Annotated in this window: 17 protein-coding genes; 7 read left to right on the forward strand and 10 right to left on the reverse strand. The window is 48.6% G+C overall.

The genetic code is table 11. The annotated features are described in order from the left end of the window. Positions 1-310: 310 nt before the first annotated feature. Both ACQY6I_RS06790 and ACQY6I_RS06795 read right to left on the reverse strand, forming a co-directional pair. Positions 311-1723: an HlyD family type I secretion periplasmic adaptor subunit gene (locus ACQY6I_RS06790; protein WP_428240714.1), complete on the reverse strand. Its 1413-nt coding sequence runs from the start codon at positions 1721-1723 to the stop codon at positions 311-313. Further along, positions 1720-3954, reverse strand: coding sequence for a type I secretion system permease/ATPase (locus tag ACQY6I_RS06795; RefSeq protein WP_428240715.1), 2235 nt, complete (start codon positions 3952-3954; stop codon positions 1720-1722). Before ACQY6I_RS06795 ends, ACQY6I_RS06790 begins: the two co-directional genes overlap by 4 nt. 563 nt (positions 3955-4517) lie before the next feature. Here ACQY6I_RS06795 and ACQY6I_RS06800 point away from each other — a divergent pair. Together ACQY6I_RS06800 and ACQY6I_RS06805 are read left to right on the forward strand one after the other, a co-directional pair. After that, positions 4518-6104, forward strand: a complete 1587-nt coding sequence (locus ACQY6I_RS06800; protein WP_428240716.1) for a hypothetical protein — start codon at positions 4518-4520, stop codon at positions 6102-6104. A gap of 10 nt (positions 6105-6114) precedes the next feature. Beyond that, positions 6115-6765, forward strand: coding sequence for a VWA domain-containing protein (locus ACQY6I_RS06805; RefSeq protein ID WP_428240717.1), 651 nt, complete (start codon positions 6115-6117; stop codon positions 6763-6765). Positions 6766-6873: 108 nt separating this feature from the next. Here ACQY6I_RS06805 and ACQY6I_RS06810 read toward each other — a convergent pair whose 3' ends face one another. Further along, positions 6874-7752, reverse strand: a complete 879-nt coding sequence (locus ACQY6I_RS06810) for an outer membrane beta-barrel protein (RefSeq protein WP_428240718.1) — start codon at positions 7750-7752, stop codon at positions 6874-6876. Between the two features lie 272 nt (positions 7753-8024). Here ACQY6I_RS06810 and ACQY6I_RS06815 point away from each other — a divergent pair, with 272 nt between their 5' ends. Further along, positions 8025-8504, forward strand: a complete 480-nt coding sequence (locus ACQY6I_RS06815; RefSeq protein ID WP_428240719.1) for an acyl-CoA thioesterase — start codon at positions 8025-8027, stop codon at positions 8502-8504. A 49-nt stretch (positions 8505-8553) separates the two neighbouring features. On the opposite strand, the gene ACQY6I_RS06820 is transcribed toward ACQY6I_RS06815, so the two are convergent. Beyond that, the gene (locus ACQY6I_RS06820; protein ID WP_428240720.1) at positions 8554-10548 is read right to left on the reverse strand and encodes a methyl-accepting chemotaxis protein; all 1995 of its coding nucleotides are present in this window, start codon (positions 10546-10548) and stop codon (positions 8554-8556) included. 360 nt (positions 10549-10908) lie between these two features. Then, positions 10909-12750 (reverse strand): methyl-accepting chemotaxis protein, encoded by a 1842-nt coding sequence (locus tag ACQY6I_RS06825; RefSeq protein ID WP_428240721.1) that lies wholly within the window; start codon positions 12748-12750, stop codon positions 10909-10911. Between the two features lie 671 nt (positions 12751-13421). Here ACQY6I_RS06825 and ACQY6I_RS06830 point away from each other — a divergent pair. Continuing rightward, positions 13422-15101, forward strand: a complete 1680-nt coding sequence (locus ACQY6I_RS06830; protein ID WP_428240722.1) for a rhamnogalacturonan lyase B N-terminal domain-containing protein — start codon at positions 13422-13424, stop codon at positions 15099-15101. Positions 15102-15193: 92 nt separating this feature from the next. On the opposite strand, the gene ACQY6I_RS06835 is transcribed toward ACQY6I_RS06830, so the two are convergent. The 5 genes from ACQY6I_RS06835 to ACQY6I_RS06855 all read right to left on the reverse strand — a co-directional run bounded on the left by ACQY6I_RS06835 (position 15194) and on the right by ACQY6I_RS06855 (position 19971). Then, positions 15194-15706, reverse strand: coding sequence for a GFA family protein (locus ACQY6I_RS06835; protein WP_428240723.1), 513 nt, complete (start codon positions 15704-15706; stop codon positions 15194-15196). Between the two features lie 48 nt (positions 15707-15754). Continuing rightward, entirely contained in the window at positions 15755-16003 is a 249-nt protein-coding gene (locus ACQY6I_RS06840; protein WP_428240724.1) for a GFA family protein, read from the reverse strand. A 160-nt stretch (positions 16004-16163) separates the two neighbouring features. Then, on the reverse strand, positions 16164-16619 hold the full coding sequence (locus ACQY6I_RS06845; RefSeq protein WP_428240725.1) for a hypothetical protein: 456 nt from the start codon (positions 16617-16619) through the stop codon (positions 16164-16166). Positions 16620-16784: 165 nt separating this feature from the next. Beyond that, on the reverse strand, positions 16785-18476 hold the full coding sequence (locus ACQY6I_RS06850) for a jacalin-like lectin (RefSeq protein ID WP_428240726.1): 1692 nt from the start codon (positions 18474-18476) through the stop codon (positions 16785-16787). Between the two features lie 313 nt (positions 18477-18789). Further along, positions 18790-19971, reverse strand: coding sequence for an aminotransferase class V-fold PLP-dependent enzyme (locus ACQY6I_RS06855; RefSeq protein WP_428240727.1), 1182 nt, complete (start codon positions 19969-19971; stop codon positions 18790-18792). Between the two features lie 210 nt (positions 19972-20181). Here ACQY6I_RS06855 and ACQY6I_RS06860 point away from each other — a divergent pair, with 210 nt between their 5' ends. From ACQY6I_RS06860 to ACQY6I_RS06870, 3 genes are all read left to right on the forward strand, one after another. Beyond that, entirely contained in the window at positions 20182-20469 is a 288-nt protein-coding gene (locus tag ACQY6I_RS06860; RefSeq protein WP_428240728.1) for a DUF2218 domain-containing protein, read from the forward strand. 283 nt (positions 20470-20752) lie between these two features. Further along, positions 20753-21634 carry a BadF/BadG/BcrA/BcrD ATPase family protein gene (locus tag ACQY6I_RS06865; RefSeq protein ID WP_428240729.1) on the forward strand — a complete coding sequence of 294 codons (882 nt, stop codon included), beginning with the start codon at positions 20753-20755 and terminating at the stop codon, positions 21632-21634. Continuing rightward, positions 21631-22404 (forward strand): GntR family transcriptional regulator, encoded by a 774-nt coding sequence (locus ACQY6I_RS06870; RefSeq protein WP_428240730.1) that lies wholly within the window; start codon positions 21631-21633, stop codon positions 22402-22404. Before ACQY6I_RS06865 ends, ACQY6I_RS06870 begins: the two co-directional genes overlap by 4 nt. Positions 22405-22406 lie beyond the last annotated feature (2 nt).

A 22406-nucleotide genomic window follows, 5' to 3' on the forward strand; every position in this document is an offset into this window, starting at 1 on the left:
TGTTTTGGCCTGTACGAACATATGTACGAAAACAGCAGGCGCGTTTATGGCCTGTCAGCATCATAGACAGCTATCATGGTTTATGACCCATAATCGGGTTCATTGGGTGATGCAGGGATGCATCTGCATTGACGGGAGGCCAATGCGGTTTCGGGTACCAGGAATCACTGCAGTTTTTCCAGGGTACCTGTCAACAGACAAATGGCACTGACACATCCATTTACCCGCTGAATTCACAAATAACCGCAACAACCTGTCTGGCTATGATCAGTACGGTGAGCTATCAGTAATATTTATTTTTCCGAAGCGACTATCTTTCTCTTAAAGATTCCTGACGATGTTTCAGTAGAGGAGTCAGAAAAAATTCAATGACCCGGCGATATCCGGTTTGAACCTCTGCGGTTATCGCCATTCCTGGTATCAGGTTGACATCTTTTCCTTCCACCCGAATATGGTTACTTTCCATTTTGAGTAACATACTGAAAATCAAGCCACGTTGTTCATCAATAATGGCATCGTCAGACACGTTGATGACCTCGGCATTAATAACACCATATTTTGTAAACGGGAAAGTATGTATTTTTATTTCCGCAGGCATACCTTCACGGACAAAACCGATATCCTGATTACCCAGAAATACTTCTGCTTCCAATATTTGTTCATCGGGTACGATCAGCATCAGTTGCTGTGCTTCAGTGACCACGCCACCAACGGTATTGATAGTGAGCTCCTGTACCTGTCCGGATACCGGGGCATAGAGGATGCGTTTGCTGTTGAGGTCGAGCGCTTTATTCAACTCTTCGCGAGTGCTGGTCTGTTGCTGATGCAGGGTGGAAATTTCTGATAAAAGAGAGGTGCTGATCTGGGCGTAATAGAGGTTGATCTGCTCGCGTACTTCGGCCGCAGCGGCCTGTAACTGAGTCATGTTCTGTTGCTCTGCGGCGAGATCCTGGAATTGTTCAATACGCTCCTGTTCCACTTGCAGATAGTTGATCTCAGAGATCAGATCTTTCTCCATCAGCGTTTTCATGTTTTCTGCCTGTTTGGTGACAATTGGCAGGGTTTGCTGCAGTTTGCTGACCACCTCTCGTGTAGCCGCCTGTTGAGCCTGCACTTTGGCCAGAGAGCTCGATAACACGTTCATTTGTGCGCGATACTGCTGCCATTGTTGTTGTAATAACTGACTCTGTAGGGTCTGTTCCTCAGTGGTGACATTCATGGCCGGATCAAACGTAAGCGGCGGTACAATAATGAGTTTTTGCTCTGCTTCCGGTTGTTGCAATAACTGTAGTAACGTTTGGTCAGACACTCGCCGTATTTGTAGATTATGCAGTTCCGCCTGCAGCCTTTGAGCATCGGCGAGCGTCAGGGCAGGATCGAGTTCAACCAGTGCCTGCCCCTGCTCAACGTGATCCCCTTCGCTGACCAGAATGGCCTTAACTACACCTTTTTCCAGTGGTTGTATTTTTTTGACCCGAGCACTGGGAATAATTTTACCTTCGGCGCTGGCAACAATATTTACCCGACCGAAAAATGCCCAGATCACCGCCAGAATAAACAGCACCAACAATACCCGGGCCAACCACCGGGCTTTGGGGTGAGGTGGCATTTCCTGAATTTCCAGGGCAGCTGGCAGAAATGCTGCAATAGTGCTTTGATGGTCATCGTTACTGGAATGGCCATCGCGGCGCCACGCCTCACGTAGCTGAGTCAACTGATTCATCCAATGCGTCCTTTATGGCTGGCTGTTCGGCGTTCCACTCGGAAAGAGGCATTTCCAGGGTGGGATGTACGCAGTTCAGTGGTACCGTGAATGGCAGCGGGTGTTGCTGCTGGTTCATTCTGATAGCTGTACAAACGGGCGTAATAACCTTGCTGACGAATCAGTGTCTGATGATTTCCCTGTTCGACAATGCGGCCTTTCTCCATCACGATAATGCGGTTGCACTGACGCACGGTGCTGAGACGGTGGGCGATTATGAACACGGTGCGACCCTGGCAAATACGTGTCATGTTGTCCTGAATCAGTCGTTCGGATTCATAATCGAGAGCGCTGGTGGCTTCGTCAAAAATTAGAATCCGAGGGTTGTGCAGCAGTGCCCGGGCAATGGACAGGCGCTGACGCTGACCACCTGAGAGATTACTGCCCTGCTCGCCGACCAGAGTGTCATACCCTTCAGGCAGTTCGACAATAAATTCATGAGCACCGGACATTTTTGCAACTTCAATGATTTGCTCCATTGGTACTGATGGATCTGCCAAAGCAATATTTTCCCGGATGCTGCGGTTAAACAGAAAATTTTCCTGCAATACCACGCCAATCTGGCGTCGCAGCCAGGTCGTATCGACGGTGGAAAGATCAACACCGTCAATCAGAATTCGTCCTGTTTCGGGAATGTATAAACGTTGTATTAACTTGGTGATGGTACTTTTTCCGGATCCGGACCGGCCGACGATACCAACCACTTCCCCGGCACCGATTTGCAAGCGGATATCCTGAAGTATCAATGGCGTGTCCACCCGGTAGCGAAAACGTACCTGATCAAACACCACTTCACCCTGTACCTGAGGCAGACGTGAGCGGTTGGGGTTAAAACCCGGTTCGCGGGGGGTGTTGAGAATATCGCCCAGGCGTTCGATAGAGATCCCCGCCTGTTGGAAGTCCTGCCATAACTGCACCAGTTTCAGTACCGGAGAACTGACGCGTCCGGCCAGCATATTGAAAGCGATTAACTGGCCAATGCTGATTTCACCATCGATGACCAGATGCGCACCCAGCCAGATGATCCCGAGAGTGGTGAGTTTATTGACCAGTCCGGCCACCTGATTACTGATATTGCTAAGATTCTGACTGCGAAATGATGCATGCACATAACTGGATAAATGATCTTCCAGCTTGCGCCGCATTTGTGGCTCCACAGCCATGGCCTTGACGGTGCCGATACCGGTAATGGACTCCGTCAGAAATGCAGTATTGGCAGCACCGTGTTTGAATTTCTGATTAAGACGATGACGCAGAATCGGTGCAACGATGATGGATAGCAGCACATAAAATGGAATAGCACCGAGCACAATGTAAGTCAGGGCCGGACTGTAGTACCACATGACGGCCAGGAACACACAAACGAAAAACAGATCGATCACCAACGTCAGTGCGGTACCGGTAATAAAATTACGTATGGTGTCGAGTTCACGTACCCGGGCGACATTCTGTCCAACCTGTCTGGATTCGAAATAAGCCAATGGCAGGTTCAAAAGATGGTTATACAGACGCGAGCCTAATTCAACATCGACCCGGTTGGTGGTGTGGCTAAACAGATAATTACGAAAACCGCCGATAAATGCTTCAAAGACGACGATGATAAAAAAACCGATTGCCAGAACATCAAGCGTCATGAAGCCGCGGTGCACAACCACTTTATCCATGACCACTTGAAAAAACAGAGGAATGACCAATGCAAACAACTGTAAGAAAAATGAAGCCAGTACAACTTCAGTAAACAATTTACGATATTTAATCAGGGAGGGAATAAACCAGGAGATGTCGAAAGTGCTCTGAGCGGATTCTCCAATGACCGATCGGCGGGTCAGCATGATCAGCTCGCCTGAACAGCATTGTTCGAATGCTTCCTGTGACAGCGATTCAGGTGTTGCTTTTGCTGGATTCTGGATCAACAAACTACGCTTTCCGTAATCATCCGTGGATACGGTGGCAACAACAAAATAACTGCCATCATGATGTTTGGCGATGGCCGGAAGAATACGATTTTCCAGCTTAGACAAAGGGAGTTTTATTTTTTTTGCTTTTAGGGTGAGAGATTTTGCCGCTAACAGAATTTCTGTGTCAGTAAAATTCAGCCCTGGTACCCCAAACTGATGTCTCAGTTGTTCAGGTTCAGCCGGCAATTGATGAAATCTTGCAACGGTAATCAGTGCTGCTAATCCGGTATCCATAAGCGGTTACATCACTCCATCAATACAAAAATAAAGGTATGGGATATTTGATAGAGATTTTTCAAGAATTGATAATTAACATGGTTATTTATCATTTTATTAAAAATCTTCATCAGACTAACAATTATGCCGACAACATGGATAATTCCCTTTTTTACCGGTTTTTAAGCACAATCAGCAATAGGTAATTGTGATGAGAATAGAAATATCTAATTTTGTTTTTATTTTTTAATATAAATTTCAAAGGCATTTTCGACACCATGAAATTTGTTTTTCGGGAAATAAAAAATACAAACTGAGCTGTATTGTCATTGAGTTTTTAAAAATAAAAAAACAATGACTATTTGTCGGACAAATATGACTGCTTTTTGACGATACAGAAATTGAGTCCGATACCGTATGCCACGATGTGAGTCTGAACGATGGCTGAATCGGTTTCTCCCTCTTTCATCCGTGAAAATAAAACTCACAAAAACTCACCGATTATTCACCGCCATTCGGAAAAATGCGTTTCCAAGGGCTGATTTACATGCCCATTCACTGAATCTCAAGAGGAAACGCTTATGTTCTCTGACATGTTGATGATCTGGTCCGATCAGCCTGGCACTTCGCTGGCGATCTGGCTGGTCGTAATGATTACGGTTCTGTATCTGGCCCGGGTACCGGCACACCAAATGATTAAAACCACGGGTCGCACCATCTACCGCTTTATGCGTACTTCTGCACGGGCCATCGCCCATGTGGAACAACAGGCGATCAAACGCAATAAAGAAGTCACCCTGGCGTTAGGTCAGGAAGCGACTGAGAAAACCATTGAACGGGAATTTTCCAGGGTCAATGACATCGTTGCCAAAGACTTGAGTCACTACCCGGCTCTGCATCGTCAAATCATGGACGCCATTGAGACGCTGGAGAAGGATTATCAGGCTGCGACGGATGCCGCACCAATGCCGCCGGAATGGCTGAGCGTGGTGGAAACCATCTCGGCGTTACCCAAACAAAGTGACCCGATGGTTTCCAATATTCTGGAAAACATCAAAGAAGAAGTGATTTCGGCACACGAGGAAACGCTGAAGGCCTACCAGAAGTCCAGTTCAGAGCGCCATCGTCTGCTCAGTGCTATGCAGCCTCAATGGCGAGGGCTTACTGGTTTGATGGAAAAAGCCAAAGGTGCGGTGGAAATTTCCCACGAGCGGGCAGAGTCCATTGATCAACAAATGGCTACTTATGAAGCCATTCGGGATCAGGATGACAAGGTTGCCAGGGCGTTGACCGTGTCTTCTATGACTCAGTTTTTTATCGCCGGTATGGTGCTGTGTGTTGCTGTTATGGGTGGTCTGATCAACTTTCAACTGATTGCGGTACCCATGTCTGAAATGGTCGGCGGTACGAGTTATGTCGGCTCTTTGAAAACCTCAGATATCGCCGCACTGGTGATCATTCTGGTGGAAATTGCGATGGGTCTGTTCTTGTTGGAATCACTGCGGATTACTCGTCTGTTTCCGGTGATTGGCCATATGGACGACAAAATGCGCCGTCGCATGATGGTCGTGACATTCTCGATCCTGTTTATCCTGGCCAGCATTGAAGCATCACTGGCGTATATGCGTGATCTGCTGGCGCTGGACCGTGAAGCGTTGCAACAGTCTCTGACAGGTGTGGGTACGGGTGTCGTGGAAGCTCAATTCCGCTGGATTCCGTCCATAGGTCAGATGGTTATGGGATTTATCCTGCCATTTGCGCTGGCCTTCGTGGCGATTCCTTTGGAGTCCTTCATCCATGCGGTCAGAACGGTTGTTGGTGTGGCGATGGTTGCAGTACTGCGGACTTTGATCATCAGTTTGAGACTGGTCGGTGGATTTGCCAATCACTCCAGCAAAATGCTCGTACACCTCTACGACATGCTGATCATGGTGCCGTTGACTATCGAAAACTGGGTTCGTGACGGCTTGGCAGCCCGCACCCGTAGTACAGAAACAGAGGTATATGACGAGGTGGAAGAACCGGTGTTGATGACGGAAAAGATGGACGAAACCGTTGAGGAAGCTGCCGTACCAAAGGTTGCCAGCCGCCGTAAAAAGACTACGACCACTCGCAAAAAACGCACCGAACCAGTGATCGATGATGACTTGGCGGCGCAGGAAATATAGGAGCATAGCAATGAAAAAATTAATGATATCACTCGGTATCTCTCTGGCGCTGATGAGTTGCAGCCAGCCAATGCCGACCAATAAAGCGGTGTACCTGCTGATCGATACTTCAGGGACCTATACCGAAGAACTGAATAAAGCCCAGGCGATCCTGAATTATCTCCTGGCCACACTGGACAGCGGCGACTCAGTCGCTGTTGCCCGGATAGACAGCGGCAGCTTCAGTGAAAAAGATATGATTGCCAAGGTAACACTGGATGAACGTCCCAGTGTTGCCAATGATCAAAAGCGCTCATTTAAGGACAAGATGGATGATTATGTTGCCACAGTGAAAAAAGGCAGTGCCCATACAGATATTACTGGAGGGATGTTACAGGCGACTGAATATTTGAATGAGACCGGGGCCGGTGAAAAATATGTGCTGGTGTTTTCGGATCTGGAAGAGGACTTGGAAAAAGGTCATATACGGGACTTTCCCATTACCCTTCAGGGAATTCATGTGGTCGCTCTGAACGTTACTAAGCTGCGCAGCGACAATATAGACCCGCGTGAATATATGAGTCGATTGGAAAACTGGCAGACCCGAGTGGTAAATGGCGGGGGTGATTGGCGGGTCATCAATGACTTTGAGCATCTGCATACGCTGATTGCCGCACGATGAGCAGTGCCATTTGTGGTCATCAGATTCTGTTGCCGGATCAGGCTGTCGGACGATGGTTGTATCAGTATTCTACAATCGCCCGGCAGATCAATGATCCGGCTTTTTTAGTTAGGGATATACCTGATCAGGGACGATCTCTGTGGCATTTTTCCATTTTTTACGCTCCTCTTTTTTATCTGCAGCCGTTTCGGTATCCGCTGTATCTTTGGCTTCCGTTTCTTTCGGAGTCACCGTGTCTTCAGACGGCTGCGTTGCCGATGGCTGTTCTGTCACTGAGTCAGTGGTTGTAGGTTGGGCGGTGACTTCCTCTGAGGTGTTCTGTGGAGCGGTTGCTTCAGTTTCAGGCGCCACCTGAACAGATTCTGTTGCCTTTGGCTTGCTGCCAGGCAGTAAGAAAGAGGTTTTTTTGAAGACGACTTTGAAACCGATGCTCATGACGGTTGAGCCATTTTCAAATGGTGCCCGGTAAGTGGCGGCGAGCCCCAGGTCCACCGGCCAGCTGTCTGGCAGATGATATACACCATCGGCCTGTAACTGATAACCAAAGTCGCCAATACCTGTGTTGTCTTTGAAGGTATCGTCAACATTTCCAAGAGGTGTTTCGGTAAAGCGGTCTGTGAAATCAGAAATGCCATAGGCCAGACCTCCACCGAGCCAGAGGTCGAACCATTGAATCTTTGGAATTCGAGCCTGTGCCAGAGCTGCAAAGTCGAAACTGCTGACGTCTTCATGAATCACGTCGTCATCACCGACAAATTGGTCATTGAAATAACTGAGATTCAGCCCTGCACGATAGTTTTCCTGGAACCGATAATAGCCTCCCAGGGTGTAGCGCAGGCTGGTCTGGGTGTCGGTATCTTCAGTGGATGAATGAGAATAAGAAAATATGCCGGGGTTGATTGAGGCATCAAAACTGAGAGGCTCGTAGCAGAATGCAGAGCTGCTGGCAAAAAGACTTACGGCGGATAATAAAATCAGCTTTTTCACGAAAAATTTCTCCTTAATACTTAACGCTGTTTTCCTTTCTAACAAAGTAATTGCTTCACGGAAGGAAAAAAATGACAGACAGTCTTGAGGTGTGAAGCTCGGTTACCAGGGGACTCAAACATAGTCGTGTCTCCAGGCTGCTTGAATTCTAGCTGTTTTTCAGACAATTTCAGCGAAAGAAGAGAAAAAAATTGAGATTTTGTCGTAATTTTGCGACATGGCCGACAATCAATGTGTCCGCCCTGAACCCCCTTAACAGAAGAGAAGACCTTATGGCAGGCAAAGACAGACAAATCACTCTTAGATTCCTGGCAGAACCGTCAGATCAGAACTTTGGTGGCAAAGTCCATGGTGGAGCGGTTATGAAGTGGATTGATCTCGCGGCATATGCCTGTGCAGCAGGCTGGAGCGGTCACTATTGCATTACCGCCTACGCTGGCGGTATTCGCTTCGTCAAACCTATCCTGGTGGGGAGTATCGTCGAGGTTTCAGCTAAAGTGATCTATACCGGCCGAACCTCCATGCATATTGGTCTGGATGTTCGGGCCGGTGATCCGAAGGAATCAGAACGTTATCTGACCACTCATTGCATCGTTATCATGGTGGCGGTGGACGAGGACGGTAAGCCCACGGATGTGCCGGAATGGGTCCCCACCACTAAAAAAGATATGCGATTGCGGGAGTCAGCTATCCGGTTGATGGAAATGCGCAAGAAAATCGGTGCCGAAATGGAGGCCCACGTCAAAACCTGAAGTGTCTGTGGTGGCAGGGTGGTTGGATATCCAGACACCCTGCCAGGTGTTATTGCTGTGTTCGGTACTGTTGGATCTCTCCGACGACCTCAGAAAAGCGCCGGTTGGCTTCGGTTGAACTGTTGACGGTAGTGGTGACGGCATCCAGAACGTTACGGGACTGCTCATTGATGATCTGAATGTTGCCGTTAACATCGTCCGCGACCTGAGACTGCTGTTCTGATGCAGTGGCAACGCGCTCGATAGTCTGGTTCAAGGTGTCAATAGAGTTGAATAGAGCGCTCACCATTTTGACGTTTTCGGAAACCTTGGCTTCTGTATCAGATGCAACTTCCGAACATTTTTGCATCGATGTCAGTGCCGAACGACCCGAATCGACCAGTGATTCAATCATTGAGCGGATCTCCTCGGTTGATCCCTGGGTTCGTTGTGCCAGGTTGCGAACCTCATCGGCTACCACGGCAAATCCCCGGCCCTGCTCTCCTGCCCTGGCAGCCTCGATGGCGGCATTAAGGGCCAGGAGATTGGTTTGTTCCGCAATCGATTCAATGGTTAACAGAATGCTGCTGATCTCTTCAGTATGGCTGGTGACCCGTTGTACGGCTGAGTGGCCCTCTTCCACTCCATTGTGCAGAGATTGAATGGAACCCAGAATAACCTGCATCCGTTCACCGCCTTGAGTGCTCTGGGTTTTGATTTCATCGGTTTCCCGAGCGGCTACCTGCATATCTTCAGAAATTACACCGCTGGTTTGGGACATTTCATGAACGGCAGATGCGACCTGATCGATGCGGGAAAACTGGTCCTGATTTTCCTGCAGGGCCCGTTGCGAAAATGACATCATCTCATCCATGCTTGAACGGGATTCAACTGATTTGTCGAGTAACATCCTGAAAGAAAAAGTCAGGTGGTCCAGGTGATTGTTCAAAGCATCAATGATGTCACCAAACTCATCTGTGGACTGTGAATTGACACGTACCGAGAGATCTCGCTGTTCTGATACTGCCTGCAATACCTGATGGATATTTTGTACTTTGTTTCGGGTAAGTTTTATAAACAGACGCAGCAGCAGCACTAGAGGAATCAACGTGGCTGTGGTTAGGACAAGCAGGAGATTGCGGGACCAGAATTTATTCCGGGTAATGGTTGTCGCTGTATCATGGATTTCAGCAGAAATGTGATCTGCCAGTTGTTTGACCTGAGTGATCCGTTGAGTGGCCAGATTGAACCAGTTGGATGGACCTGATATACCGTTGTTTTCCGGGTTGTTGCTGAAACGGCTGGTAATGGCATCCACTTCTTTCCAGGCAGGCTGGTTCATGAGGTCATTCAGCATGGCTTTATCCGTTGCATTGGCATATGTCTGAAAATTGGCCAGCCAGAATTGTTCATCACTGATGTAATCGGACACCTCCGACTTGAGTTTATCGCTGGCTGTACCGCTGGCAAAGATACCATTGAGTGCCCCCCTATACTGGCCAATGCGTTCTTTCATCCATAACAGCGTCAAACGAACCTCCAGCAGTTGGGTGAGTTTTGGTTCGCCAAGTTCACTGAGTAACCCCTGAATAGAGTTCAGGGCTCGGCGGTTGAGTGTTGAATAGTAATTAAATGCGCCGTTTTTAGGGTCCAGGCGATCCACTTTCTGGCGAACAGCAGGTTTGTTGGATAAAAACGAGATGACTGGTTTCAACAATTCACGAAGATATTGTTCAGGGATACTCTGAAAGTCCTCGACTGACAGAGATTTCAATACACTGCCGGTCTCATCCGCTACCTTTCGTTGAGCGAGCAGAGCATCGCGGCCTTTACTGCCACCCGAACCAAGGAACCCGGCGGTCAGTCCCCGTTCCACTGCATGGGCGTGTGCGACAGCATCCAGGTATTGAGACAGCCTGATCAGGTCTTCGGCCAGCTTTGCCTCCTTAATATTCTGGTTGAAAATATTAGTTAGCAGTATCACCAGGACCACGGCAAAAGCCGATGGCAGCAAACAGGCAGTGACAATAATGTGTGATAGCTTCAGGTTGGAAAGAAAATTCATTCGGTTTTCCCCATAGACTTATTCCGTTCACGCTTCATCCAAACAGATGAAGGATAAAAAATGACAAATAGATGTAAGGGAACCTCTGAAACAAGGCCTATTTTCGCACAGGACGTTGTCAGCCCCGTCTCATATCCTCATTTACACCGTAAATTGCAGCGTTGCGAGTAGTGCTTTCTCGCCTGCATCAAAACTATTCCTATTTTTCAGAAGTCCCATTACAGTCGTTATCGGCAGGTGTGATGAAAAAAGAACCATAATGGGCGAAAACGAAACTTTTCTGGGACATACAATGGGCTCCTGGCTACCCTGCAGTGTGGTAACTTCCGTCGACCGTTTATTTCTTCAATAACATCTCGACTAGAATTCGTCCCAATCATCGTGAGCTTCTTTGACTGCTTGGGGTTTTCTGGGCGTAGCGACATTTGTTTTGACAGGTTTGCTGTGCGCCGGTTGCTGACTTTCAGATTGAATTACTTTTGTCACTACACCGGTGTTAAAGCGTCCTACCGCTTTGGCCAGTGCGCGGGCCTGTTCCTCGAGAGACTGGGCGGCGGCGGCGGCTTCTTCAACCAGTGCGGCATTTTGTTGAGTGACACTGTCCATTTGCCCAATGGCCTGGTTGACCTGCTGAATCCCGGAACTTTGTTCTTCGGACGCATTCGCTACTTCGCGCATGATATCGGTAATACGTTTGACCGCTGACATTATGTTTTCCATGGTTTCCCCGGCCTGTTGTACCAGGCGGGTGCCACTTTCAACTTTCTCAACAGAGTTGGCGATTAACTGTTTGATTTCAGTGGCAGCGTCAGCTGAACGTTGAGCCAGACTGCGTACTTCACCCGCAACAACTGAGAACCCCCTGCCTTGCTCACCGGCGCGGGCAGCTTCAACTGCGGCATTTAAGGCAAGAATATTGGTTTGAAAGGCAATACCATCTATGACCGTTATGATGTCTGCAACCCGTCGGGAAGCATCATTGATACTGCTCATATTGTGCACTACTTCATTGATCACCTCGTTGCCTTTGGCGGCAATACCCGATGCATCAGCAATGAATTGATCCGCCTGGCGGGTGTTTTCAGCATTCTGTTTAACCGTGGTGGCCAGCTCTTCCATGCTTGCGGCGGTTTCTTCCAGCGATGAGGCCTGTTCTTCAGTTCGTGAGGAGAGATCGGTATTACCGGCCGCAATTTCACCGGCAGCACTGTTGATGCGTTCGCCTGAATCCGTTATCTGGATAATTATATCACTGAGATTTTTGATGGAGCTGTTGACCGCATCACGCAAGATAGCAAATTCACCTTCAAAATTTCCGGCCATTGTGTGGGTCAGGTCACCATCGGCCAAAGACGACATCACAGAACGTGTTTCTGTCAGGACTTTTTCCACCATCAGTTGGTAGCGCTTCTGGTCGGTGACATCGGAGGCATATTTAACAACTTTGTATACTTTCCCGCTGGCATCGCTTATCGGATTATAAGAAGCCTGAATCCAGATATCCTCGCCGTTTTTATCCTTTCTCTGGTACTCTCCAGCATTAAACTGCCCTTTCCCAAGCTGTTCCCAAAATTGCCGATATTGATCACTGGCTGCATATTCCGCATCCACAAAATTACGATGGTGTATGCCTTTTGCTTCTTCGCGTCGATATTTGATCAGGTTTAAGAAGATATCGTTGGCATCAATGACTGTACCATCCAGATTAAACTCAATCACACCCATGGATTTATTGATGGCATCAATCTGGCCGCGATAATTGGCATTGCGTAACTTTTCCTCAGTGATATCTGTGGCATATTTGACGACTTTGTAGACCTGATCATTCTGATCCCGGATCGGATTGTAGGACGCCTGGATCCAAACTTCCCTGCCTCCTTTGCCAATACGTTTGTATTCACTGGCGTCATATTCCCCCCGTCTGAGTTTTTCCCAAAAAGACTGATATTCCGGGCTGGCTGCATAAGCCGGGTCTACAAATATCCGGTGGTGCTGGCCTTTAATCTCGTCCAGCTCATAACCGAGCAGGCGTAGAAAATTGGGGTTGGCATGGATCACCGTACCATCCAGATTAAACTCGATCACCCCCATAGATTTATTGATGGCATCCACTTGGCCCTGCAGCTCGTTGAGTTCGGGATAGTCATTGAGAACTGCCTTGCGAATACGGCTAAACAAGCCGTCTTTTTTCTGTAGTCGCATATGAACCTCATATCCATAATATTGAATGCCTTTTCAAGGCTGCTATGTTGGCTATTGCTATGTGAAGATAGTGATCTAGTTAATTTAAATTTCTATTTACTTAGGTATAGCAGTAAATGTGGGTGACGGTACCGACTCATCCAAAAGTACTATCGTAGTGGCGAACATTTTCCGATAATGCAATGTCACGGACGGATGTATGCGTTTATGGCACCTTCTTTGTAACGGGAATCCCGTGAAAATGTGCCGCCGGTAGTGCTCTTCTTTGCTGAGTTGTAGCTGGATGATCCTGTCAGCCATGCTCATACTGGCGTTTATCAGTTCATCCATTGGTTTGAGTGCGAAAGGTGGGTTTGATGAATGGTCATCGGAATATCCGATAGATATTAGTTTTGGTTATTTTCATTTGTGTGCTGATGCCGGCAAATCAAACCACGGATGTGAGACCGGTCTCATTATCAATAATATTCGATGGTATCGCAGATTTGCGTGCTTGTGTGACACCTAAAATAACGCGATGATCAATAGGCTTCATGAAGTCAGCTGTCGTTACGTTTTTACCCATGCAGTTAATGGCATAACAAAAAGTAAATTTGGGTTACGACATATTATCGATTTTAGTTCTTCCAACCAACCTAGTTAAGTTGTCAAAAACAAAAATGGTTCCAATCATGAAAAATGTTATAAAAACGGTCATGAAAAGAGCGCGTGTGTTAGGTGTCACCGTTGCCTTTCTACCAACACTTGCATTAGCAGATTTTGGTTTGAGCAGCAGTAGAGATTTCTATACTGTAGATACGGGTGCCGGGCTTACCTTTAAGGTACGGCGAACGGACAACGGTGTCAGTACTCAGTCTGCCGGAGATATTGCCTCGTTAAAATATTACGGTGTGGAATATCAGAATCAGTCGCGTGGTTCACAGGTTAATTCAGGATTTGACTGGTTGTATTCGAATACTTCCTCAGTTTCAGTGAACGCCACGACTGTCAACAATCAGTTTATCAAGGTGACGGTTAATGCCGGTAACCTGACGCATTACTATATGGCCCGCAGAGGTTATCCTCATATCTATATGGGCACTTACTTTAGCACTGAACCGAATATACATGGACACGTTCGCTACATTATGCGGTTAAGCTCCAGCTTACTGCCTAATGGTCCGGAGCATTCTGACTTGCGCGGTACGGTTTCCACTGTCGAAGCATCTGATATTTTTGCCATGGGCAATGGCGAGACCCGCTCCAAGCACTATTCCAATATGCGCCTGAAAGATTGGCAGTACATTGGTGCAACCGGTGGCAATGTGGGCATGTGGGTGGTCCGTGGTAATCAGGAAGGGGGTTCCGGCGGCCCGTTTTATCGTAGTCTGTTGACTCAGACGACGGATCGCGATCAGGAGCTGACCTATATCGTTAATTACGCAGAAGCCCAAACGGAAGCATTCCGTACTGGCATTTTGAATAACTACACCTTTGTGGTGACCAATGGCTCCCAGCCAAATACCAATATCGACACCTCTTGGTTTTCCCAGATGGGGCTGAATGGTTATGTGCCATCCTTCTCACGAGGTGTGGTTGCTGCTGTGGGTATTAACGGTCGTGACAGTCGTTATGAATATACGGTGGGATTTGCCAACAGCAGAGCTCAATACTGGGCAGATACCAATGAAAGTACCGGTTTTTTCAAGAGTACAGACATGCTCCCTGGTACGTACACTATGACCATCTACAAAAATGAGTTGGCGGTTTACAGTCAGAATGTGAATGTTTCAGCAGGTGGTTCGACGCTGTTGCATACCATTAATATTACCAATGATCCAAGTTATGCGTCAGCCATCTGGAGAATTGGTGACTGGGATGGTTCTCCGCAGGAGTTCTACAATGGTGATAAACTCACCATCATGCACCCCTCAGATACTCGTATTTATAATTGGGATCCAGGTAACTTTATCGTTGGGACTCATGACGACTCGCATTTCCCTGCTTATTTCTGGAAGGACGTCAACAATAACCACATCATCTATTTCAAACTGAGTCCGGCAGAGTTGTCCAGAGCGCATACCATCCGGATTGGCTTGACCTGTGCGTTTTCTGGTGGCCGGCCACGGCTATATGTTAACAACTGGACCTCACCAATCATGAGCCCGTCAACTCAGCCCAAAACCCGGACGCTGACTGTGGGTACCTATCGCTGTAACAATGTGACTTACTCCTATGATGTGCCAGCAAGTGCTTGGCAGCAGAGTTCCGGAGACTGGAACCGACTGGTTATGGAAGTGATCAGTGGGTCGGGTGGATCAGGATATCTGTCTCCAGCCATCAGTGTGGATGCAGTCGAACTGCTCGATTGATATTCAGTGCCTGCCGGTCTCTTCCGGCAGGTATTCAGTAGTACTTACAGGCCGTTTACCGGCCTGTTTTTATATCTGCAGCGTATAGAAAATTACTGCCGTGACGCCCGGTACGCCGCTATCTCAGGTATCAGCTGCTGAAAGCGTCGCAGGCTCTCGGGTGGCCAGAACTGTTCCCGTTTGTAATACTGCTCCACGATCGGCGTATCACCGCTCAATGAGAGCCATGGCTGCCTGGATTCGGTGAATATATGGATATCCGGAGGCAATTGGTCCGGATCATCGAGAGTGCCTACACGGACGAACGAAATCAGCTTCCCGGCGCCACCATAATGGCTCCACACGGCGATATGGCAATGTGGACAGCGGGCAATTTGTTGGCCTAGACCACTCTCAGTCGGGGTATCGACCAAATCCGGATGGCCGGATAGCAAACTGACCTGCCGGCTTTCTATCATGGCATTCAAAGCAAATGCACTGCCGGTTTCCCGTTGGCACCAGCGACAATGACAGCAGTGTACAAATAACGGCCGGGCTTCGATGCGATAGCGGATGTGTTGACAATCGCAACCACCTTCCATGGGTGTCCATTGGGTATTGCTCATCATCATCTCCTTATGCATTCGTTTGATTGGATGCTGTCGGCCGTAATGTCAGTTTCGGTCTGCAGGATGGTTGACCCCGTCACCCATCGGTACCTCCCCCAGCGCATATGGATCAACGCCTTCCAGGCAGCCAACGTTATAACCGTATTCCTGAGGGTTGGAGCGCCGCTGGTGGTGCGTATAGATGCCACATATCGAGCAAAAATAATGTTTGGCGGTAAGGGTGTTGAATTGATAAAGCTTCAGCGCCTCATGGCCTTTGGTGATGTGAATATCGGCTTCGGTGGTGGTAGCCATAATGGCTCCTTTTCGCCGGCAAATGGAACAATTGCAGCGCCGTGGATTAACGATACCATTGGGTAAAGTGATTTCCATTTCTATTGCGCCACAATGGCAGCTGGCCCGGTGAACAGGTTTTATGTCGGTATTGCCTACTTTTCGAATCATGCAGTGGTACCTATAACGTATGTTGTTTGAAATATCGCGTCAGTAACGTTTTCCACTCGTCAATAAATTCATCATAAACTTCTTGGGTGAATTCGGCGATAAATGTCTCTCCAGACTCACCAAGCGCGATATATTCATAGCCCACTTCAACCCGGGTATGGTTCAGTGGCAGTTCGGTGCAATCCACGGTCACAATACCTACTTTGTCTCCAGGCTCAATCTTATAAAACTGAACATGGTGCTTTCGGAGATCGTAGCGTTTGACGATCCAGATGGCATCGTTTGCTTTATGGTCGTGATGACCGGTGATAAATACGTAGTCTTCGCTGAGCTTTGTGGTTCCCATCACATTGGTATATTCCCATCCTGGCACCCATTTGGTTTCACCTTCCGGGCTGAACAGTGGAAACAGTTGGTCGATAGACTGTGATATGTCGAAACTGGCGCTATGGCGGATGGTTTTCATGGATATTTTGCCTCGGGGTGGGAGCGTCGGATATGGGGATATAAGAATACTGCTGCCATGAGTGACATGCCCGCGGTTTTCTAAAATATCGACAAACAGGAGGCGGCATGAAAGCAGGCCTGGAAAGCGACATCCAGGCCCGTCTGAATGATATTCAGAACAACATTATTGCCAGTACTGCTGGTTACTGCTGGTCAATGTTTTCAGGGTGGCCTGGCTGCCATTTGCTTCGATGACCAGTTTGGGCATGGTACGCATGGCAATTGCGCCTGTGCTGCTGATATTGAAACGCTGATTGGCATTGCCCCGGCATTTGGCAATGATCAGGTTAGCTCCATCGCTAAATGATCCCGAGTTATCAAGACAATATTCAGCATCCTGGAGATTGCGGATCAGGCCGCTGTGGGGGTCATAATTCCACTGTTGCCAGGCTTCCCCGGAGCAATACCACAACCCCACATTGTTGCCTTCCGCCATGTTGCCATTGGTGACATCAAGACACTGACCGGATGCTGCGTTGACCAGGGGCTGAAAACCGGCCTGCACTGATGAAGATTTGAGTGGAGCGTAGATGACACCGAGCTTGTCAATTTCATCACCGCTGCGGCCATGAAACCCGACAATATTCCAACCTTCAGGAGCCGTGAACGTGGTGCAGTCATCAGTATGGGAACCGGCGCTGAGCGTGCGGTTTTGGTTGCTGGTCAGGCTGGCATAAAAAATACGGCTATGGTTACTGTACTGGCCGACACAGAACGTAGCCGACTGTAGATACTCGCCATCTGTAAACGTCAGATCGTATGCTGTGCCACCCTCGCCACCGTGGGTCATAACGTAACCGGATGCCAGACTGGTTTGAATCTGGTCGAGCCGGCGCCCGGCCCGTAGGCCGATTTTCCGAACTACGGGGTGTTGTGGTAACAAGGCATAATCGTTGAACTCCAGTCCATATGCACCACCTATGCGTTCACTGAAGCGCCATAGGTCGTTGGTTTCGTATGTCCACCCAGATTCAATCGGGCGGTGGTCAGATAATTCCAGACCGTCATTGGTCAGGGCATCTTCCCGCACCCCGTAGGCATAGGGCTGTAGCTGCAGATAGCCATTATCCCGATAGAGAACCTTATCAACGATTTCACAATTGGCATCTGTCACTGCAGGACTGCAAACCAGGGCATCAGCACCTGATGCGGGAATATCGTCGGTATGCACCAGTTGTAGCCAGGCATCACTGAACCCTCGGTCCAGAAATTCACGGATGTTGTCGCCACTGCGGGTGTAACGGGTGTTGGTATCGCCCATGATAATGACCGCATTACCGGCCGAATGCAGTTCGATATAACTCGCCAGTTGCAACAGGTTGGCGCGACGGGCGGCAAGATCATTAGGCTCGGTCTGGGCTTGAGTATGCAGGTTATAGATGTCCACAAACACGCCATCCTGAAGCTGCGTTCTGGCCAGCGTAAATCCTTTCGGTGTCAGGCAGTCTACCCCCGAGCAGTCGTTCCATCTGACCCGCGCCCAGTCTTCATAGGAAAACCGGCTCATGGTGTTCAGTCCACTGCCGATAGCCGCACCGCCAGAGGTGGGTGACCGGTAAGGGTGATCATTACAGGTATCGTATAAGGTCGCATGGTAATTGAAATCTTCCTGCACATTCACGATATCGAATGCATTGACATAACAGCTGATTTGCTCGGTCGCTTCCTGGCGGTTTGATTCCGCGCTGGAGATAATTTCCGGCAAGCCTGCGACATTGTAAGTCAGAGTCGAGAATTCTCCGCTGGCGGCCTGGCTGTGACCCATACTGAGAGCACATAACAGAGATACAGAATAACGATTAAAAAACGGGTTCATAAACACTCACTGTTGTTGTTATGGGAACGCGAGTCTAACGGGGCAATATTTCAGTGGGATAACAGATGGCACCGAACGCAGATATTCAGGACGCATCAAAAACAAACAGAGGTACGCGTCGGTTCGAGGTTATTGCAAACTCCCTGGGACTACATACTCAACGATCCACTCGAACCAACTAAACTAATGAAAGTGAAATTTCAATTCAATCTGCTTTGGAGTTTTTATTTCATTCTTTAGTACAGGCAAACGTTGTGATGAATATGACCAACTGCAGGTATTAAGTTTCTGATCATCGCCAGAGTGGCTGCTTTCAGCCCTTGAGCAGATTGGACAGGGCCAGGATGAATCGCTCCAATTCCTCGTCACTGTTGTAATAGTGTACGGAGGCTCGTAACAAATTGGGCAATTGCCGCCGGGTGGCATCAATAAGGGTACTGGAGGGATGGCTCACACTGAGATGAATCGCTTGGGCGCGTAACTGGTCTCGAATTTCCAGGGCATCACGGCCTGTTACAGAAAAACTGACGATGCCACACTGTTGACGACCAATATCCCGAAGCTCTACTGCCGGTAGATCTGCGAGTAGTGCCCGTAACCTGCTCGCCAGTCGGGTGATTTCCCGTGCAATGGCATCGATTCCAAGTTGCAGAGCATAGTCGACAGCCCTACCCAAACCCAACTTGGCAGCGTAATTGTTTTCCCAGTTTTCGAAGCGACGGGCATCCGGGCGCAGGGTGTATTGATCGGCGCTGCTCCATTGGGCGCCAAACAGATCAATCATTGGAGGATGTAACCGGGCGATTTGTTCTGAGCGTACATATAGAAACCCTGTTCCGCGAGGGCCGCGCAGATATTTGCGACCGGTGGCCGTGAGAATGTCACATTGGATGTCTGTAACATCCAGGGGTAAATGCCCGGCAGACTGGCACGCATCCACCAAAAACAGAATATTATGACGACGGGCAATAGCGCCGATGGCGGCAACCGGATTGACCAGTCCGCTATTGGTTGGTACGTGGGTAATTGAAATCAGTTTAACGCGCTCATCCAGCATCTCTTCGAGTGCCTGCAGACAGACCTCTCCATATTCATTGGAAGGAATAACGTCAATCTGCACGCCTTTTATCCGTGCCATGTGCAGGTAGGCTACGTAATTAGAGGCGTACTCTGCTTCAGCTGTCAGGATTCGGTCTCCAGCCGCAAACGGGATGGCATAAAATGCCATCATCCATCCTACAGATGCGTTTTCGACAATGGCGATTTCTTCTGGCTGACCATGAATCAGATCAGCCACTGATTGATATACGCGTTCTAGGTCATTTGCTCTGAGTGCGGCGGCTTCGTAGCCACCGATTTCGGCTTCCAACCGAAGATAATCAAGCTGGGTTTTGAGTACCGGTTCTGTCATGAGTGAGGAACCGGCGTTATTGAGGTGCAGGACTGATCGGGTTCCAGGAGTCTCTGCTCTGATTTTATGTTTATCAATACCCATATGACCTCCCGCCTGCTGAAGACAGGATTACAGCATGTAGATGAACTTTTCATCAAATGATTTATGGGCATTGTGAGCCAGCAATGATGGCTGCGACAGAAATGACAATCTCATTATTTTATAAATGTAAATGATATGAATTATCGTTTAATAAAAAGACCCGTGAACCCAATATTGTTGCTGTCTTGATGATTGATAAGGAAAACGACTATGTTCATTACCACCGCAACGGTTCCCACTCCATCTGCCAGCCTGTATATCAAAAAACTGTGCAAGCATTTTGCGCATCGTATTGAAGTCTCTTTTGATGATGAGCGCGGCGAATGCAAACTGCCGATCGGACCCGTCAAACTGCTGGCAAAACCGGATGCGCTGCATGTACAGATTCAGGTGCAACAGCAGAGTGATCTGGAAAAAGCCAAAGATATCATCGAAAGTCATTTTGTCCGTTTTGCCCACAAGGAAAACATTCAGACCATGGATTGGGTGGATCAGTAAGTGGATGGCCGCCTGATTCGCCTGAATCAGGCATAAGGATTAAACTGGCATGTGAAAGGTATACATCTAAAGACCAGTGTAGAGATATGGTTTTGAGCATATAACACCCTGTTGATCAGGTCATTGATTCGCTATTTATCCTAATTTTCTGGCTTCAATCCACATATTTGAGATTTTGCCTGATACTCATTTTATAAAAGTTATCCCCCATTTTGGCTTCAATTGGTATTGTATTGGTCTTTAAATAAGCCATAGCAAATCAATTTCAGTGGTGTATGCACCCATGACGGCAACTCATGAACCTCTGTTTCTAGGCATTGATGGCGGCGGCACCCATTGCCGTGTGCGCCTGACGGATCACTCCGGAACCATTATTGGCAACGGGCTATCTGGTAGTGCCAATGTGTATTCCAACCCTTATGGAACCCTTGAATCCATCATGCAGGCGGTCGATCAGGCACTGGAACAGGCTGGTCTGGACGGTCAGGCAATGCAGCGGATCTATGCTGGTATCGGATTGGCGGGGGGTGCCATGCCGACGGCTGTCGATTTCCTGCAGCAGTGGCAGCATCCGTTCGCCAGAGCCCGGTGTGTCAGCGACTCCCACGTTGCCTGCCTGGGTGCCCATGCAGGTGCTGATGGCAGTATTCTGATTATCGGGACTGGCATCAGTGGCTGGTCTATTGCCGGGAACCAAACCCGGTCCTGGAGCGGTTGGGGATTTCCATTTGCGGATACCGGCAGCGGTGCCTGGCTGGGGTTACGACTGTATCAGCTGACCATCGATGCGCTGGACGGCATTATTCCTCATACAGAGATGACTCATGCCATGGCTGTGGACTATCGGTATCGGGCAGAACATATGGTACAGGCTTTTCAACAGGTGTCTCCGGCGCACATGGCTGAATTGGCGGTCCGGGTGGTGGAATACGCAGCACAGGATGACCGACATGCACTGACAATCGTTACCGAGCAACAGAATATCATTCGCTCGTTATTAACCTCCATGCATGCGTTTAATCACCAACCCATCGCGTTATTGGGAGGGTTATCGGAGTTTGTCCGCCGTTATTTAACCGAGGAATTCCAGCAATATTTGGTTGAACCAGTGGGTGATCCATTAAGTGGCGCACTATTGCTGGCCAGTGAGGGGGTGTCTGCATGACGGTGACATCTAAAGAGCAGCAAAAGCTGATTGAATTCTTAAAGCCTAATCCAAATCACTCCGGTTCTTTGTACGTGCAGCTGACCCGAACATTGACGCTGGCCATTGCTGAAGGATTGTTAAAAGAAGGCGACTTTCTGATGCCGCAGCGTGATCTTGCGGCCGCGTTGGGTGTTTCCAGAGTGACTCTGCGCAAAGCCATCGACAACCTCGAACATCAGGGGTTGCTGGAGCAGCATCAGGGGGCGGGTACCATCATCAAGGCCAATAAAACGCCTCCGATTCAGAAAAATCTGGCCGTCCTGAACAGTTTTACCGATGACATGCATGCCCGGGGAATGAAACCCAGTTCTCTGTGGGTAAACCGTGAACATGTTGCGCCATCGCCCAAAGAAGCACTGGCACTTAATCTGTCTTTTGGAGAAAAAATATTCCGGTTGACCCGGGTACGAAACGCTAACGATGTTCCCATTGCGTTTGAGCTGGCTGCCACGCCGGCACGGTTGCTGGAAAGTCTCGACAGTATCGATGAATCCTTATACGAGGCGCTCGAAAGATTTCAGGCCCGGCCGGTTCGGGCGCTGCAAAGTATTGCTGCCCAGAACTGCGATTCCCAGGTAGCGAGCTTTCTCCAAATATCACCTGGCGATGCTGTTCTCTACCTCGAACGAAAGGCCTTTGACCACAATAACCGACCAGTCGAATTTACCCGCTGCTATTTTCGCGGTGATTTATACGACCTGGTCACTGAATTAAAACTGGAAGTCTGACT

Source organism: Gynuella sp. (assembly GCF_050297175.1).
Lineage (GTDB): Bacteria > Pseudomonadota > Gammaproteobacteria > Pseudomonadales > Natronospirillaceae > Gynuella.

Excerpts from the sequence above, each read along its gene's own strand:
- ACQY6I_RS06790 (WP_428240714.1), bottom strand. The coding sequence starts at position 1,723 with ATGAATCAGTTGACTCAGCTACGTGAGGCGTGGCGCCGCGATGGCCAT.
- ACQY6I_RS06795 (WP_428240715.1), bottom strand. The coding sequence starts at position 3,954 with ATGGATACCGGATTAGCAGCACTGATTACCGTTGCAAGATTTCATCAA.
- ACQY6I_RS06800 (WP_428240716.1), top strand. The coding sequence starts at position 4,518 with ATGTTCTCTGACATGTTGATGATCTGGTCCGATCAGCCTGGCACTTCG.
- ACQY6I_RS06805 (WP_428240717.1), top strand. The coding sequence starts at position 6,115 with ATGAAAAAATTAATGATATCACTCGGTATCTCTCTGGCGCTGATGAGT.
- ACQY6I_RS06815 (WP_428240719.1), top strand. The coding sequence starts at position 8,025 with ATGGCAGGCAAAGACAGACAAATCACTCTTAGATTCCTGGCAGAACCG.
- ACQY6I_RS06820 (WP_428240720.1), bottom strand. The coding sequence starts at position 10,548 with ATGAATTTTCTTTCCAACCTGAAGCTATCACACATTATTGTCACTGCC.
- ACQY6I_RS06825 (WP_428240721.1), bottom strand. The coding sequence starts at position 12,750 with ATGCGACTACAGAAAAAAGACGGCTTGTTTAGCCGTATTCGCAAGGCA.
- ACQY6I_RS06830 (WP_428240722.1), top strand. The coding sequence starts at position 13,422 with ATGAAAAATGTTATAAAAACGGTCATGAAAAGAGCGCGTGTGTTAGGT.
- ACQY6I_RS06835 (WP_428240723.1), bottom strand. The coding sequence starts at position 15,706 with ATGAGCAATACCCAATGGACACCCATGGAAGGTGGTTGCGATTGTCAA.
- ACQY6I_RS06840 (WP_428240724.1), bottom strand. The coding sequence starts at position 16,003 with ATGGCTACCACCACCGAAGCCGATATTCACATCACCAAAGGCCATGAG.
- ACQY6I_RS06845 (WP_428240725.1), bottom strand. The coding sequence starts at position 16,619 with ATGAAAACCATCCGCCATAGCGCCAGTTTCGACATATCACAGTCTATC.
- ACQY6I_RS06850 (WP_428240726.1), bottom strand. The coding sequence starts at position 18,476 with ATGAACCCGTTTTTTAATCGTTATTCTGTATCTCTGTTATGTGCTCTC.
- ACQY6I_RS06855 (WP_428240727.1), bottom strand. The coding sequence starts at position 19,971 with ATGGGTATTGATAAACATAAAATCAGAGCAGAGACTCCTGGAACCCGA.
- ACQY6I_RS06860 (WP_428240728.1), top strand. The coding sequence starts at position 20,182 with ATGTTCATTACCACCGCAACGGTTCCCACTCCATCTGCCAGCCTGTAT.
- ACQY6I_RS06865 (WP_428240729.1), top strand. The coding sequence starts at position 20,753 with ATGACGGCAACTCATGAACCTCTGTTTCTAGGCATTGATGGCGGCGGC.
- ACQY6I_RS06870 (WP_428240730.1), top strand. The coding sequence starts at position 21,631 with ATGACGGTGACATCTAAAGAGCAGCAAAAGCTGATTGAATTCTTAAAG.